The 12,696-nt window shown below is 59.3% G+C and carries 12 protein-coding genes; 8 read left to right on the top strand and 4 right to left on the bottom strand.

Annotated elements, in window-relative coordinates; genetic code table 11:
* The first annotated feature begins 68 nt into the window (after nucleotides 1–68).
* Nucleotides 69–956, top strand: coding sequence for a LysR family transcriptional regulator (locus AC07N4_RS11670; protein WP_102622472.1), 888 nt, complete (start codon nucleotides 69–71; stop codon nucleotides 954–956).
* 3 nt (nucleotides 957–959) lie between these two features.
* Here the strand turns inward: AC07N4_RS11670 and AC07N4_RS11665 are convergent, their stop codons facing one another.
* A complete protein-coding gene (locus AC07N4_RS11665; RefSeq protein ID WP_493066209.1) occupies nucleotides 960–2,180 on the bottom strand; it encodes an MFS transporter in 1,221 nt (406 codons plus the stop codon).
* Between the two features lie 123 nt (nucleotides 2,181–2,303).
* Nucleotides 2,304–4,271, bottom strand: a complete 1,968-nt coding sequence (locus AC07N4_RS11660) for an alkyl/aryl-sulfatase (RefSeq protein WP_493066210.1) — start codon at nucleotides 4,269–4,271, stop codon at nucleotides 2,304–2,306.
* A 103-nt stretch (nucleotides 4,272–4,374) separates the two neighbouring features.
* On the opposite strand from AC07N4_RS11660, the gene AC07N4_RS11655 reads away from it, so the two are divergent.
* From AC07N4_RS11655 to AC07N4_RS11645, 3 genes are all read left to right on the top strand, one after another.
* Nucleotides 4,375–5,286 carry a LysR family transcriptional regulator gene (locus AC07N4_RS11655; RefSeq protein ID WP_493066211.1) on the top strand — a complete coding sequence of 304 codons (912 nt, stop codon included), beginning with the start codon at nucleotides 4,375–4,377 and terminating at the stop codon, nucleotides 5,284–5,286.
* A 104-nt stretch (nucleotides 5,287–5,390) separates the two neighbouring features.
* Nucleotides 5,391–7,595, top strand: coding sequence for an OsmC domain/YcaO domain-containing protein (locus AC07N4_RS11650; protein ID WP_493066212.1), 2,205 nt, complete (start codon nucleotides 5,391–5,393; stop codon nucleotides 7,593–7,595).
* A gap of 76 nt (nucleotides 7,596–7,671) precedes the next feature.
* Entirely contained in the window at nucleotides 7,672–8,127 is a 456-nt protein-coding gene (locus AC07N4_RS11645) for a VOC family protein (RefSeq protein WP_102622418.1), read from the top strand.
* Nucleotides 8,128–8,221: 94 nt separating this feature from the next.
* Here the strand turns inward: AC07N4_RS11645 and AC07N4_RS11640 are convergent, their stop codons facing one another.
* Nucleotides 8,222–8,686 carry a hypothetical protein gene (locus tag AC07N4_RS11640; RefSeq protein ID WP_102622419.1) on the bottom strand — a complete coding sequence of 155 codons (465 nt, stop codon included), beginning with the start codon at nucleotides 8,684–8,686 and terminating at the stop codon, nucleotides 8,222–8,224.
* Nucleotides 8,686–9,369 carry a hypothetical protein gene (locus AC07N4_RS11635; protein WP_102622420.1) on the bottom strand — a complete coding sequence of 228 codons (684 nt, stop codon included), beginning with the start codon at nucleotides 9,367–9,369 and terminating at the stop codon, nucleotides 8,686–8,688. Before AC07N4_RS11635 ends, AC07N4_RS11640 begins: the two co-directional genes overlap by 1 nt.
* Before the next feature lie 226 nt (nucleotides 9,370–9,595).
* On the opposite strand from AC07N4_RS11635, the gene msrA reads away from it, so the two are divergent.
* From msrA to AC07N4_RS11615, 4 genes are all read left to right on the top strand, one after another.
* Nucleotides 9,596–10,102 (top strand): peptide-methionine (S)-S-oxide reductase MsrA, encoded by a 507-nt coding sequence (gene msrA, locus AC07N4_RS11630; protein WP_273538091.1) that lies wholly within the window; start codon nucleotides 9,596–9,598, stop codon nucleotides 10,100–10,102.
* 154 nt (nucleotides 10,103–10,256) lie between these two features.
* Nucleotides 10,257–10,775 carry a MarR family winged helix-turn-helix transcriptional regulator gene (locus AC07N4_RS11625; RefSeq protein ID WP_493066213.1) on the top strand — a complete coding sequence of 173 codons (519 nt, stop codon included), beginning with the start codon at nucleotides 10,257–10,259 and terminating at the stop codon, nucleotides 10,773–10,775.
* Complete coding sequence (locus AC07N4_RS11620) at nucleotides 10,775–11,977, top strand: FAD-dependent monooxygenase (protein WP_493066214.1); 1,203 nt, start codon at nucleotides 10,775–10,777, stop codon at nucleotides 11,975–11,977. The genes AC07N4_RS11625 and AC07N4_RS11620 overlap by 1 nt, the downstream gene beginning before the upstream one ends.
* Nucleotides 11,978–12,141: 164 nt before the next feature.
* A complete protein-coding gene (locus AC07N4_RS11615) occupies nucleotides 12,142–12,621 on the top strand; it encodes a hypothetical protein (RefSeq protein WP_493066215.1) in 480 nt (159 codons plus the stop codon).
* Nucleotides 12,622–12,696 lie beyond the last annotated feature (75 nt).

The raw sequence follows: 12,696 nt of genomic DNA, 5'->3' as shown, positions 1-12,696 counted from the left end.
TCTTTGCAAATCCCCCGCCCGCATCTACTCTGCCTGAACTCTCCCCACCCCCGAGTACCCCCGCCATGATGGACAGCCTCAGCGGTATCACGGCCTTCATTCAGGTGGCCGAAACCCGCAGCTTCACCGAAGCCGGGCGTCTGCTGGAGATATCCTCGTCCGCCGTCGGCAAGAGTGTGGCACGCATGGAGGAACGCCTCGGTGTGCGGCTGTTTCACCGCAGCACCCGCAGCGTCACCCTGACCACCGAAGGCGAGCTGTTTCTGGACCGCTGCAAACGCATCCTCAGTGAAGTGGAAGCCGCGCAAATGGAGCTGCTGGAGTTGTCCGCCACGCCACGGGGCAAGGTGCGCATCAGCGTGCCGATCCAGAACGTGCTGATCATGCCGGTGCTGGCCGGGTTCATGCGTGCCTACCCGGACATCGAGCTGGATGTGGACATGTCCGACCGCATGGTCGACGTGATCGAGGAGGGTTTCGACGCGGTGATCCGTACCGGCGCACCTCAGGACTCGCGGCTGATGGCGCGCAAGCTCGGTGGCTATCAATTGCAGTTGGTTGCATCGCCCGCCTACCTGGAGCGCAACGGCGCGCCGACGCACCCGGACGATCTGAGCAAGCATGTGTGCCTGCTGCACAAGTTTCCTGCCACGGGGATGATCGAGCGCTGGCCGCTGCGGGTGGGCGACACGCACATCGAGCCGAGCCTTTCGCGTGCATTGACCTGCACCACGATGGACCCGCTGACGTACCTGGCGCTGGATGGGGTGGGGATTGCGTGTCTGCCGGACTTTTCAATCCGTGAGCCGTTGGCCGATGGCCGCCTGAAGGTGGTGCTGGAGGACTACACCGACCACACCGGCAACCTGTGGATGCTCTGGCCTGCGTCGAAGCAGACGGCACCGAGGTTGCGGGTGTTGATCGACTTTTTCAAAGACAACATTCTGAAGGTCTGACCCTCAGCGTTGCAGGGTCTCGGCAATCGGCGACTTGCTCAGACCGAAACTGAGCATCACGGCCAGCCCGAGCAGACCGACCCCGGCGCCCAGCCACAGCGGCGAAGCGATGCCGGCATGGTCGACCATCAAGCCACCGAACAACGAACCCGAGGCGATCGCTACTTGAAATGTGGTGACCAGCATCGCCGAACTCGCTTCCGGCAGTGTCGGCGACGTCAGTTGCATCCAGCTGCTGACACCCAGCGGAATCGCCCCGTATGCCACGCCCCACAGCAACACCGCCAGCGTCACGCCCAGCCCCTGCAAGTGCGGCAAGGCCAACTGCACGATCACCATCAGCAACACCACCGCGCCCAATGACACGCGCAAGTGCGAAGTAATGGTGCCGGCCATGGCAAAGTTCGCCAGCATGCCGACCAGGCCGAAGCCCAGCAGGATCGCAGTAATCGCACTCGGCGAGAAACCGGCTTCATGGCCAAGGAACGGCGCGATGTAGGTGTACGCCGCGAAATGCGCCGCCACCACCGTGCCCAGCAACAGCATGCTGCGACGTGCATTGCCGCGCGACACATAAGCCAGCAGCGCGCGTACTTTCAGGCCCTCGCTGGAAGGCAGCGAAGGCAAGGTCAGGGCTTGGGCAGCGAGCGCGAGCAGTGCAAGCCCCGCCGTCAGCGAGAGCGACATGCGCCATGAAAACAGGCTGCTGATGAACGTCCCGAACGGCACGCCGAACACGGTCGCCAGGGTGATTCCGGCGAAGATCAGCGCCGTGGCCTTCGCCGCGTTAGAGGTGTTGACCAGTCGCCCGGCCACTGCAATCGCCACAGCCCAGAATCCGCCCAGTGCTATGCCGACAAGTCCACGTCCGACCAGCATGATCGCCAGTGACGGTGCCAGCGCCGAGATCAGGTTGGCGGCCACCAGCAGCAGCGTCAGCAGCAACAACAGATGCCGTCGGTTCATGCGTCCCGCGCCCAGCATGATTGCGGGCGCCGATACCGCCGCGACCATCCCCGGCACGGTGACCATCAATCCCGCGACACCCACGGTGACGTTCAGGCTATCGGCGATCTGCGGTAGGATGCCGACCGGCAGGTATTCCGTGGTGACAAAAGCAAAGGCGCCGAGGGCTACGGAGTACACCGAGAGCCAGTCGCGCCAGGAGGAAGGGACCTCTTGTGTGGCCGTCGCCGTAGTGGGTAATGCCTGTAGATCGTGCATGGGAGAGCTCCACAATAATGAGTGGAGCCATGCTAGGCAGCGCGTGCCTGCGGAAAAACGGGGCACAGTTCCAATCACTGCGGAGCGATTGCTCCACAATCGAATGGCGCTGGCCCCGGTCGATCAATTGCGATCCTGAGCGACGATTGCAAAGTTGCCCGGCGCTTTTTCCAACAACCCCAGGAATCTCACCAGATCGACCGTGCTGCCATCGACCTTCAGGTCTTGCGAAGTGAGCGCATCCTTGATTCCCGCAGTACCACCCAGCAGTTGCACGAACAGGTCTTTGGTGACGGTCAGCGTTGCGTTGGCATTCGCTGCCGACGGGCCTTTTCGGTAGTGCAGCACGGCGTTCTCGATCCACAGCACGAAGGATTCGCGGGTATCGGTCAGCAGCAGATTGAAGGTCCAGTTCTTGCCGTTGGCGGCCGGCCCGTCGAGGCTCGCGGCCATGGCTTCGAGGAAGCGCTCGGTGGGTGTCTGCTTCATCAGTTCTATCAAGTCCGAACGTCTGACGCCTTTGGTGGGCGGGCCGTTGCGCAGTTCCTGGGCGGCGGTCAGGTAGCTGTTGCGCCAGGTCGCGGACTCCGATTGGTAGCCCAGCTGTTCATAGGTCTGGGCCAGCAGTTCCTTGGCGGCCTTGTCGTCGGGTGCGTCGAGAACGGCCTGATCCAACAGTTCGGCCACCCAGCGGTATTCGCCTTTGTCATAGGCCACGCGTGCGGCCTCGACCACTTTGGCGTGACCGCCCATCAATTCGACATAGCGTTTGGCGGATTCCTTGGGCACCAGCGGATTCAAGTGCGCCGGGTTGCCGTCGTAGGCGCCCAGGTACATCTGGTAGATCGCTTTGACGTTGTGTCGCACATCGCCGTAATAACCACGGGTGCCGAAGTACGACGCCAGTGAGTCGGGCAATTGGATTTTGTCGGCGATCTCGTTGGGCGTGTAGCCAGCGTTCATCAGCCGCACGGTCTGATCGTGCATGTATTTATAGACGTCGCGGTGCTTGGTGATGAATTCGCGAATCCGCTCATTGCCCCAGATCGGCCAGTTGTGTTGGCCGAAATAGACTTCTGTGTCGCCGAGTTCGTCGAGGGCGATCTGCGTGTAGTCGGACCAGCGCAGCGCATCGCGAACCTTGGCGCCGCGAATCGGCAGCAGGTTGTGCATGGTCTGCGCCAGCAATTCCGCACCGCCGTAGGCCTTGCGTTCGGGGATCGAGAAGGTCAGCTCGGCCGGGGCTTCGGCGCCCGGTATGTTGTGAAAGACGAAGCTGACGCCGTCGAGTACGAGTTCCTGCATCGGCTGATCGATGATTTGCGTCGGCGCCAGAATGCCGATGCTGCCGTAGGCGACGTTTTTGCCCAGCCCGGTATCCACCATGCCGGTTGCGCCCGGTGTCAGGTTCTTGCCGAACTGATACATCGAACGGCGCGACATTGCCGGCCCGGCCAACACGTTTTCGCTGGTGGCTTCCTCCATGAAACCCACCGGCGCCACTACAGGGATCTTGTGCTCGGCGACTTCCGCGACCGAAGTAATGCCCAGCACTCCGCCGAAATGGTCAGCGTGGTCATGGGTGAAGATGATGGCGGTCACGGGCTTGTCGCCCAATTGTGCGCGGGCGAATGCCAAGGCTGCGGCGGCGGTTTCCTTCGAGGTCAGCGGGTCGACCACGATCCACCCGGTTTGCCCTTCGATCAACGTCATGTTGGCGATGTCGAAACCGCGCAACTGGTAGATGCCGTCGGTGACTTTGAACAAACCGATCTGGGCGTTGAGCATCGCGTGGCGCCACAGGCTCGGGTTGACCGTGGCGGGGGCCTTGCCTTCGACGAATCTGAATGCATCGAAATCGATCAGCACGGTGCCGTCGGAACCGAGGATCTGCCCGGTCGGCCGGGCGATGAAGCCGCGTTGGGCATCTTCCATGTCCCGGGTGTCATTGAGGTCCAGGCCCTTGATCGTGGCTTCGATCACCGCTGCGGTCGCTGGCGTTGCTTCGCCATTGGCAACGCTCGGTGGTTTGTCACAACCGGCGAGGGATACCAGCGCCAGGGCGATGAGTGTGTGGCAGGTCGATCTCATTCTTGTTGTTCTCCGATGATCAATCAGCAGAGAGTAGGGAGAGGAGGGTGATGTATCCAATGCATTGTTTACATCCAGCCAATGCGTGGCTAGCATCGGCGACATGGATCTCAAACGACTGACACATCTTCTGGCGCTGGCCGATGAACGCCATTTCGGCCGCGCCGCCGAACGCGTGCACCTCAGCCAACCGGCCCTGAGCCGCAGCATTCAAGCGCTGGAGAGCGAAACCGGCCAGCGCCTGTTCGATCGGGACACCGGCGACGTTCGCCCGACGCCGGCTGGGGAGTTCCTGATCGAGCGGGCGCGGCGCCTGTTGTTCGATGCACGCTCGCTGGAACGTGATCTGGCGCTTTACGGTGATGGCCGGCTCGGCAACCTTGCGTTCGGCGTCGGGCCGTTTCCGGCGGCGATGTTGATGCATCAGGTGGTGCCTCGGTTGCGTCGGGAGTATCCGGAAGTCACCCTGCGGGTAGAGATCAACAACTGGCAGATTCTTGAAGCCCGTTTGCGGGATGAAGCGATCGAGTTTTTCGTCGCGGACATTCGCAATTTCTCGGCCGACACCGATCTGCTGATTCGTTCGCTGGGACAGGTTTCGGCGGGGTTCTTTGTCCGGCCGCAACATCCGCTGGCCGGGCGCGCGGTGACGATGAGAGACCTGGAAAAGTACGGCATCGCAACGACGCGCCTGCCAGCCGTGGTGAAGGAAGAGACTGCGCATACCCTGGGCATTTCCACTCGCCAGGCCTTGCCGCTTGCGCTTGAGTGCGACGATGTGGCGTTGCTCAGAACGGTGGCCTGTTCGACCGATACCATCCTCGGCGTAATCCACGGCGCAGTGGCTGAAGACCTGCGCATCGGTAACCTGATCGAATTGCAGGTCGTGGACAGACCCGGGCTGCATTCCGAAATCGGCGTCGTCAGCCTGCCCAACAGAAGCCTGTCACCGACCGCCCGCTGTGTGATCGACGCCATCGTCGACGAGATGGCGCAACGCAATATCTCGACCTGAGCGAGGCTCCGGTCGGCGGCCAAAACGCCAAAGCACAAGACTTCCCGCTCAAAAACCGGATAATGGCGGCCATTCTGTTCAGCTCGCTATTCTGGTAGTCCCCCATGGAAATCAAGGTCAACTTTCTCGACAACCTTCGACTTGAAGCCAAGTTCGACGACTTCACGGTGGTGGCCGACCAACCGATCCGCTACAAGGGCGACGGCTCGGCACCGGGTCCGTTCGACTACTTCCTGGCCTCGTCGGCGTTGTGCGCGGCTTACTTCGTGAAGCTGTATTGCGAAACCCGCAATATCCCGACCGATAACATCCGCCTGTCGCAGAACAACATCGTTGACCCGGAGAACCGCTACAACCAGATCTTCAAGATTCAGGTCGAGTTGCCGGCAGACATCTCCGACAAGGACCGCCAGGGCATCCTGCGCTCCATCGACCGCTGCACCGTGAAAAAAGTGGTGCAGGCCGGTCCTGAGTTCGTGATCGAAGAAGTGGAAAACCTAGACGCCGACGCCCAGGCACTGCTGATGCCGGGCGCGAACTCCAGCGTGAGCACTTACATTCCGGGCAAGGATCTGCCGCTGGAGCAGACCATCGCCAACATGTCGGGCATCCTCGCCGACCTCGGCATGAAGATCGAAATCGCCTCGTGGCGCAACATCGTGCCCAACGTGTGGTCGCTGCACATCCGCGACGCGCACTCGCCGATGTGCTTCACCAACGGCAAGGGCTCGACCAAGGAAGGCGCGCTGGCGTCGGCACTGGGCGAGTTCATCGAGCGCCTGAACTGCAACTTCTTCTACAACGATCAGTTCTGGGGCGAAGACATCGCCAATGCGCCGTTCGTGCATTACCCGGACGAGCGCTGGTTCAAGCCGGGCAGCAATGACGAGCTGCCGACCGAGATCCTCGATCCGTACTGCCTGAAGATCTACAACCGCGACGGCGAGCTGCGTGGCTCGCACCTGATCGACACCAACTCCGGCAATGAACAGCGCGGTATCGTTTCCCTGCCATTCGTTCGCCAGTCGGACGGCGAGGTGGTGTATTTCCCGTCGAACCTGATCGAAAACCTGTACCTGAGCAACGGCATGAGCGCCGGCAACACCCTGGCCGAAGCCCAGGTGCAGTGCCTGTCGGAAATCTTCGAGCGCGCCGTGAAGCGCGAAATCATCGAAGGTGAATTTGCATTGCCGGACGTGCCGCAAGAAGTGTTGGCGAAGTACCCGGCGATCATGGCCGGTATTCAAGGCCTGGAAGCACAAGGCTTCCCGGTTCTGGTGAAGGATGCATCGCTGGGCGGTGAGTTCCCGGTGATGTGCGTCACGCTGATGAACCCGCGTACTGGCGGTGTGTTCGCTTCGTTCGGCGCGCATCCGAGCTTCGAAGTCGCGCTGGAACGCAGCCTGACCGAATTGCTGCAGGGCCGCAGCTTCGAAGGCCTGAACGATCTGCCGCAGCCGACCTTCGAAGGTCAGGCGGTCACCGAACCGAACAACTTCGTCGAGCACTTCATCGATTCCAGCGGAGTGGTGTCGTGGCGCTTCTTCAGCGCGCAGGCGGAATACGAGTTTGTAGAGTGGGACTTCACCGGCCAAGGTGAAAACTCCAACGTCGAAGAGGCCGAAACCCTGTTCGGCATCCTCAAGGGCATGGGCAAGGAATCGTACATGGCGGTCTACGAGCACATCGGCGCAACCGCCTGCCGCATCCTGGTGCCGGACTACTCGGAAATCTACCCGGTGGACGACCTGATCTGGGACAACACCAACAAGGCGCTGTTCTTCCGCGAAGACATCCTCAATCTGCATCGCTTGAACGAAGAGGAACTCCAGTCGCTGGTCGAGCGTCTGGTCGAAAGCGAGCTGGATGACTACACCGACATCACCACGCTGATCGGCATCGAGTTCGACGACAACACCGTGTGGGGTCAACTGACAATCCTGGAACTGAAACTGCTGATCTGGCTCGCCCTGGGACAAATCGAGGAGGCTAAGGAAGCGGTAGAGATGTTCCTCCAGTACAACGACAACACCGTCGAGCGCGGTCTGTTCTATCAGGCCGTCAACGGGGTGCTGGAGATGCAACTGGACGAAGACCTGGAGCTGGCCGACTACGAAGCCAACTTCCGCCGCATGTTCGGCAACGAACGGATGGACGCCGCGATCGGCTCGGTGGACGGCAGCGTACGCTTCTACGGTTTGACGCCGACCAGCATGAAACTTGAAGGCCTCGATCGCCATCTGCGACTGATCGACAGCTACAAGAAACTGCACGCGGCCCGGGCCAATGTGACGGCTTCGGTTCGCTGACAGCGATGACAACAAAAAAGCACCTTCGGGTGCTTTTTTGTTTTTAAGATGGACGCCTGTCAGAAGGAGCGATGCAATGGATCTGAAGTTCAGTCACGTCGACGTACTGGTCAACAACCTCGAAGAGGCCTGCGCCTACTACGCGCAAATCCTGAAAGCCAGAATCTCCCGGACCCTCGTCTGGGAGCGGGGTGGCCTGCATGTTCGCTACGCAGTAGCGCTGATCGGTCAGGAGCGTTTCATGCTGGTCCAGCCGTTGGCGGGCAACCTAAAGGAGCTGCTGGATTCATCGGGGGAGGGGATGATCTACCGTCACTGCTATTCGACCCCGGACATCGAGAAGGCCTACGACGAACTGGTGATCGCCGGCGTGCAGCCCGAAGACGAAAACGGACAGCCACTGGAACGCGCCAACCTGCAATCACCGTCCGGGACACGCATCATCTGGCTGCCCAAGCGCTTCGGGCATTTCTCTATCGAGATTCTCGAGGAGCAGACGCTGGAGGCGTTCATCGAGTCTGCGTTTGCCTGAGTTTTTAATGGGGACAGATTTATTTTTAAAATAGATCTGTCCCCTTTAACTTTCTTTAACTCAGACGTGGCTCGTTTGAAGTCTAGTTGGCAGCCTATCCGCGGTGATGGTTTTGTTTTGTTAATGAAACGAACTGATTCGGCCCCCGATAGAGCAAGTCTATGTCGCGAAAATTGATATCGCCGCGATAAATGATTTCCCTGACCCAACTGTACTGGCTGATCGGAAAATCTTCGACCACGACGGCATCGCGAAACGCAAATATGAAACAGTGCGTCGCACTCTGGGCGTAACGCGGCTCGTCAAAAAACAACAGTGTATGTGCTTCCTCAGGGCTGAATGGTTGGGTCGACGGATTCAGGTATATCCCCTGTTTCGCGGCTTGCCCGCGTCGAGCCGTGTTGGGGGCGCACGAAATCTGGCTGGCATTGTTTATCGCCGTATAGCCCAACAGCGAAGTCATGTGAATGTAGATTGGCCGCCCGTTGAATATCCCTGTATTCAACCGTACGTCCACCAAAGTGTCCCGGCCGCCGGTAGGTTTCCATTCGCCTGGCATCAATTCATCCCACTGCTGTACGAAATCAATTGTGCCTTGACCGAGGTCACGACCGATTGATGGGCAAAGGCTGCGGAGTACGCCTTATTGAGTGCAAGCACGTCAGCTGCCATATCGGTGTGATTGTTATACATCCCTTGTCCGATATTGGGATCAAACATGGCGCAGGGATAACTCCAGTTCAGGTACCCGCCGGTTGAGCTTTGATTGAGTTTCAAGACCACCGCGTGCGCCCATTGGGCCCCGCCCTTGAGTGTCAGCATCAAGAAGTTCGCGTGGTTTGTTGCGTAGCCGTTCAGGCACGTCAGGATAGAGCCGGCGCTCGTCAACAGACCTGGAACATCTTCGTAGATACTCTGCTGTCCAGCCAATGCCAAAAGCAACGCGTTGTTGGTGTCAGAGGTAGCGTGACGGCCCATCATGTCCCGTTGCAATGTTGATGCAGAAACATTGTCGAGGGTTTTTACCAGATAGCGTTTGTTGGCCTTGATGTTCCGCACCCACAGGCAGCAATACGCCCAACACATGCCTTCAGACACGGGCGTCACTGTTTCGGAGTGGGCAATACCTCCCTGACTTCCCATCGTCAGCACGACAACGTCGTTGCCTCTGCCCAGATAGTTGCCTTGGTCGAAGTTCGCAAACTCTTTTGCGTGAGAGAAGCACGTTCTATCCAGTGGCATTTTTATATCCTTATAGTCGCTCTCACTGCTGTGGGCTTTCCTTGCTTTTCATTCAAAAGATTAGGTTAGTACTGGATCAGTCGTTCAACCAGTTAGAGTGAATAGAGCGGTAATCATTTTCAAAGGGTGGTCATGCTGCTTGATTTGCGCAGCTCAACCTTGGAATTGGCCAACGCGCCCTCATAACGATGGTTACCTCCAATATCCCTGAAGGGAAGGACAGACCATGACCAGCCAAACCGAAACTGCCATCCTCGCCGGCGGCTGCTTCTGGGGCATGCAGGATCTGCTGCGGCGCTATCCCGGCGTCCTGCAGACGCGCGTCGGTTACACCGGTGGCGATGTGCCGAATGCGACCTACCGCAATCACGGCAATCACGCCGAAGCCATCGAAATCGTCTTCGATCCTGCCGTTATCAGCTATCGGCAAATCCTGGAGTTCTTCTTTCAGATACACGATCCGACCACGCCCAACCGTCAGGGCAATGATCTTGGCCCCAGCTATCGTTCGGCGATCTATTACCTCAACGAACAGCAACGCGACGTCGCCGAAGACACCGCCGCCGATGTCGACGCCTCACGGCTGTGGCCTGGACGAGTGGTGACCGAAATCGAACCGGCCGGGCCGTTCTGGGAGGCGGAGCCGGAGCACCAGGATTACCTGGAGCGTATTCCGAATGGCTACACCTGCCACTTCATCCGCCCGAACTGGAAGCTGCCGAAGCGCGCCTGAGGTTCTTTAGCGTCAGTGTGAATGAGGGGAACCGGTCTGTTTTCTGAAAAATGGACCGGTTCTTTTTTGTCCTTGAGTCTGAAAGGTAGCTAAGCAAGTTAGCTATATGCTAGTTTCGCGTCCTCATCACGACCAGCCCGGACCGATCCTGCACATGACGTTACCTTCATCACCGCCAAATCCGACTGAAGATCCCCGTAGCCTGCAGATCGCCAGTGATGTCGTCGGCCAGCAGTTGCAACAGATCGCCATCCTGACGCGCAAGGCTGCCAGCCATCTGGGCACAGCGCTGGGCATCAATCAGACGGATGTGGCGACGCTGGAGCACTTGATTACCGACGGACCTCTGCCGCCGACCGAACTTGCGGCGCGCCTTTCAGTGACCACCGCTGGTATCACGCAGGTCATCGATCGACTGGAACGGGCCGGGCATGTGGTCCGCGAGCGGCAGCTCAATGACAAGCGCCGGGTGCTGGTGTGTCCGGTTCCGGAGTCGGTGGCGCAGGCCTATCGGCATATCGCGCCAATGCTCAATGGCCTGAGCGCCGTCCTCGGAGCACTCGACGGCAAGGATCGCGCCGTGGTTGAAGCATTCCTGGGCCAGGTGATCGAGGTTTACAGCACCACGCTGCCGGGCAGCTCTGTGGCCACGTCTGAAAACCAGGACGCGTGATGAAACCAAAAAAAATACTGGTGACCGGTGCAAGTATCGCCGGGCCTGCTTTGGCCTATTGGCTGTCCCGGCAGGGTATGGACGTTACGGTGGTCGAGAGGGCGCCTGCGTTTCGCGATGGGGGGCAAACGATCGACGTGCGGGGCGCCGGGCGTGTGGTGATTCAGCGCATGGGTCTGGAAGATTTGATTCGGGCGAACACGACTCAGGAACAGGGCATCGCCTTCGTTGACCAGGATAACCGGACCCAGGCGTTTCTGGGTGTCGATGCGTTCGACGGGGAGGGGCCGATTGCCGAACTGGAGATCCTGCGGGGCGAGCTCGCCAGGCTATTGATCCAGCACAGTCAGGATCGAGTGACCTATCGATTCGGCGACTGCGTTGCAGCGATGGAAGACGATGGTGAGCAGGTTCATGTGCGTTTCGAGCAGGGTGCCGAGCAGGTTTACGATCTGGTGATCGTGGCTGAAGGGATCGGTTCGACAACGCGCAATCAGGTGTTCGGCAACGAAGTCCAGCGCCGTCCGCTCAATCTGTATACGGCCTATTTCACTGTTCCTCGACAGCCGAGCGATGGCCAGGTCATGCGCTGGCACAACATGCCAGGTGGGCGCTGTGTCTGTTTGCGGCCTGACAATCTGGGCACCATACGCGCGTTTCTGTCTTTTCAGCAGGCGCCGTGTGGATACGAAAAACTCGCGCAGGACGAACAGAAATCCTTGCTCAGGCAAATATTCGCTGACGCCGGTTGGGAGACGCCCCGCGTGCTGGCTGCGCTGGAGGAGGCCACCGACCTTTATCTGGACGCGGTGGGGCAGGTCAAAATGCCTCGTTGGTCCAAGGGGCGCATCGCGCTGGTCGGGGACGCGGCTTATTGCGCATCGCCCATCAGTGGCATGGGCACCAGCCTGGGTCTGTGCGGCGCCTACGTGCTGGCCGGTGAACTGGGGCGCCATGCCGACCACATCCAGGCGTTCTCGGCCTATGAAAAACGGATGCGGCCCTTTGTCGCCCAGGCGCAAAGCGTGCCCGGATTCGCCCCCAGACTGGCCTCACCGCATTCGCGCCTTGGCATCGCCCTTGGTCACGCGGTGTTGAGGCTGGCGAGTGCGCCGGGGTTCAAGCGCCTGTTCGGGAAGATTCTTTCGCCGAAGGCTGATGCTATCGAATTGCCGGAGTATGACGAGCAGCCGTGGGTTTAGAGCGAGAGCATTCAATGGGGACAGATTTATTATCAAAAAATAAATCTGTCCCCATTTTGTTTAGAATTGCGCCCCCTGCAGTTCTGCAGGTTTGCCATGGAACGCAGCCGTCCGCACCTGCGCCAGGCAATCGGTTTCTACAAATTGAACAAGGATAAAGGCTCATGGGAATGAGAACGGCAGCGTTGGTTTTGTTGCTTGCAACGTCACTGACCGCCTGTGGAGGAAGCAAGGACAAGGCCAGGGAACTGGTCGATATCAGTGGCGCCTTCAAGGAACATTACGATGAGGTGGTGGAAACCGTAATGCGAGATTACTCGCCACGTTACATGGCGGTGATGGATGAAGAAATCCGCGAGGTTGTGGAAGACAAAGTTCCCTTCGATGAGATCAGAAACCTGCGGATCGATACCTTGGCGGCTCACTTGCAGCCGGATGAACTCAATGCGGCGATTCGTGCCCACGATAACCCCGCGCAGGGCAAAGATATTTTGAACAACACGCCTGAGGGCCGCAGCTTTCTGGACAAGATTTTCGACGCTGAAGACTCTGTCGAAAATACCTTCCAGGCCCTATTGAAGGAGCGTGAACCCGCCATCCTTAAAGCGCTGGATACAATCAATAACAAGAGGCTGGATGGCTAGGCGTCCCTGACGCACGCTCAATCCACCTTCACCACCGCTGGCGGAGTCCACTGCCCGTCGAGCGTCGCCGCCATG

It is taken from the genome of Pseudomonas sp. GW821-FHT09E04, from assembly GCF_059416185.1.
Note: the sequence above shows the minus strand (reverse complement) of the source record. Positions and strands in the feature narration are given on the sequence as shown.

Excerpts from the sequence above, each read along its gene's own strand:
- AC07N4_RS11670 (WP_102622472.1), top strand. The coding sequence starts at position 69 with ATGGACAGCCTCAGCGGTATCACGGCCTTCATTCAGGTGGCCGAAACC.
- AC07N4_RS11665 (WP_493066209.1), bottom strand. The coding sequence starts at position 2,180 with ATGCACGATCTACAGGCATTACCCACTACGGCGACGGCCACACAAGAG.
- AC07N4_RS11660 (WP_493066210.1), bottom strand. The coding sequence starts at position 4,271 with ATGAGATCGACCTGCCACACACTCATCGCCCTGGCGCTGGTATCCCTC.
- AC07N4_RS11655 (WP_493066211.1), top strand. The coding sequence starts at position 4,375 with ATGGATCTCAAACGACTGACACATCTTCTGGCGCTGGCCGATGAACGC.
- AC07N4_RS11650 (WP_493066212.1), top strand. The coding sequence starts at position 5,391 with ATGGAAATCAAGGTCAACTTTCTCGACAACCTTCGACTTGAAGCCAAG.
- AC07N4_RS11645 (WP_102622418.1), top strand. The coding sequence starts at position 7,672 with ATGGATCTGAAGTTCAGTCACGTCGACGTACTGGTCAACAACCTCGAA.
- AC07N4_RS11640 (WP_102622419.1), bottom strand. The coding sequence starts at position 8,686 with ATGCCAGGCGAATGGAAACCTACCGGCGGCCGGGACACTTTGGTGGAC.
- AC07N4_RS11635 (WP_102622420.1), bottom strand. The coding sequence starts at position 9,369 with ATGCCACTGGATAGAACGTGCTTCTCTCACGCAAAAGAGTTTGCGAAC.
- msrA (WP_273538091.1), top strand. The coding sequence starts at position 9,596 with ATGACCAGCCAAACCGAAACTGCCATCCTCGCCGGCGGCTGCTTCTGG.
- AC07N4_RS11625 (WP_493066213.1), top strand. The coding sequence starts at position 10,257 with ATGACGTTACCTTCATCACCGCCAAATCCGACTGAAGATCCCCGTAGC.
- AC07N4_RS11620 (WP_493066214.1), top strand. The coding sequence starts at position 10,775 with ATGAAACCAAAAAAAATACTGGTGACCGGTGCAAGTATCGCCGGGCCT.
- AC07N4_RS11615 (WP_493066215.1), top strand. The coding sequence starts at position 12,142 with ATGGGAATGAGAACGGCAGCGTTGGTTTTGTTGCTTGCAACGTCACTG.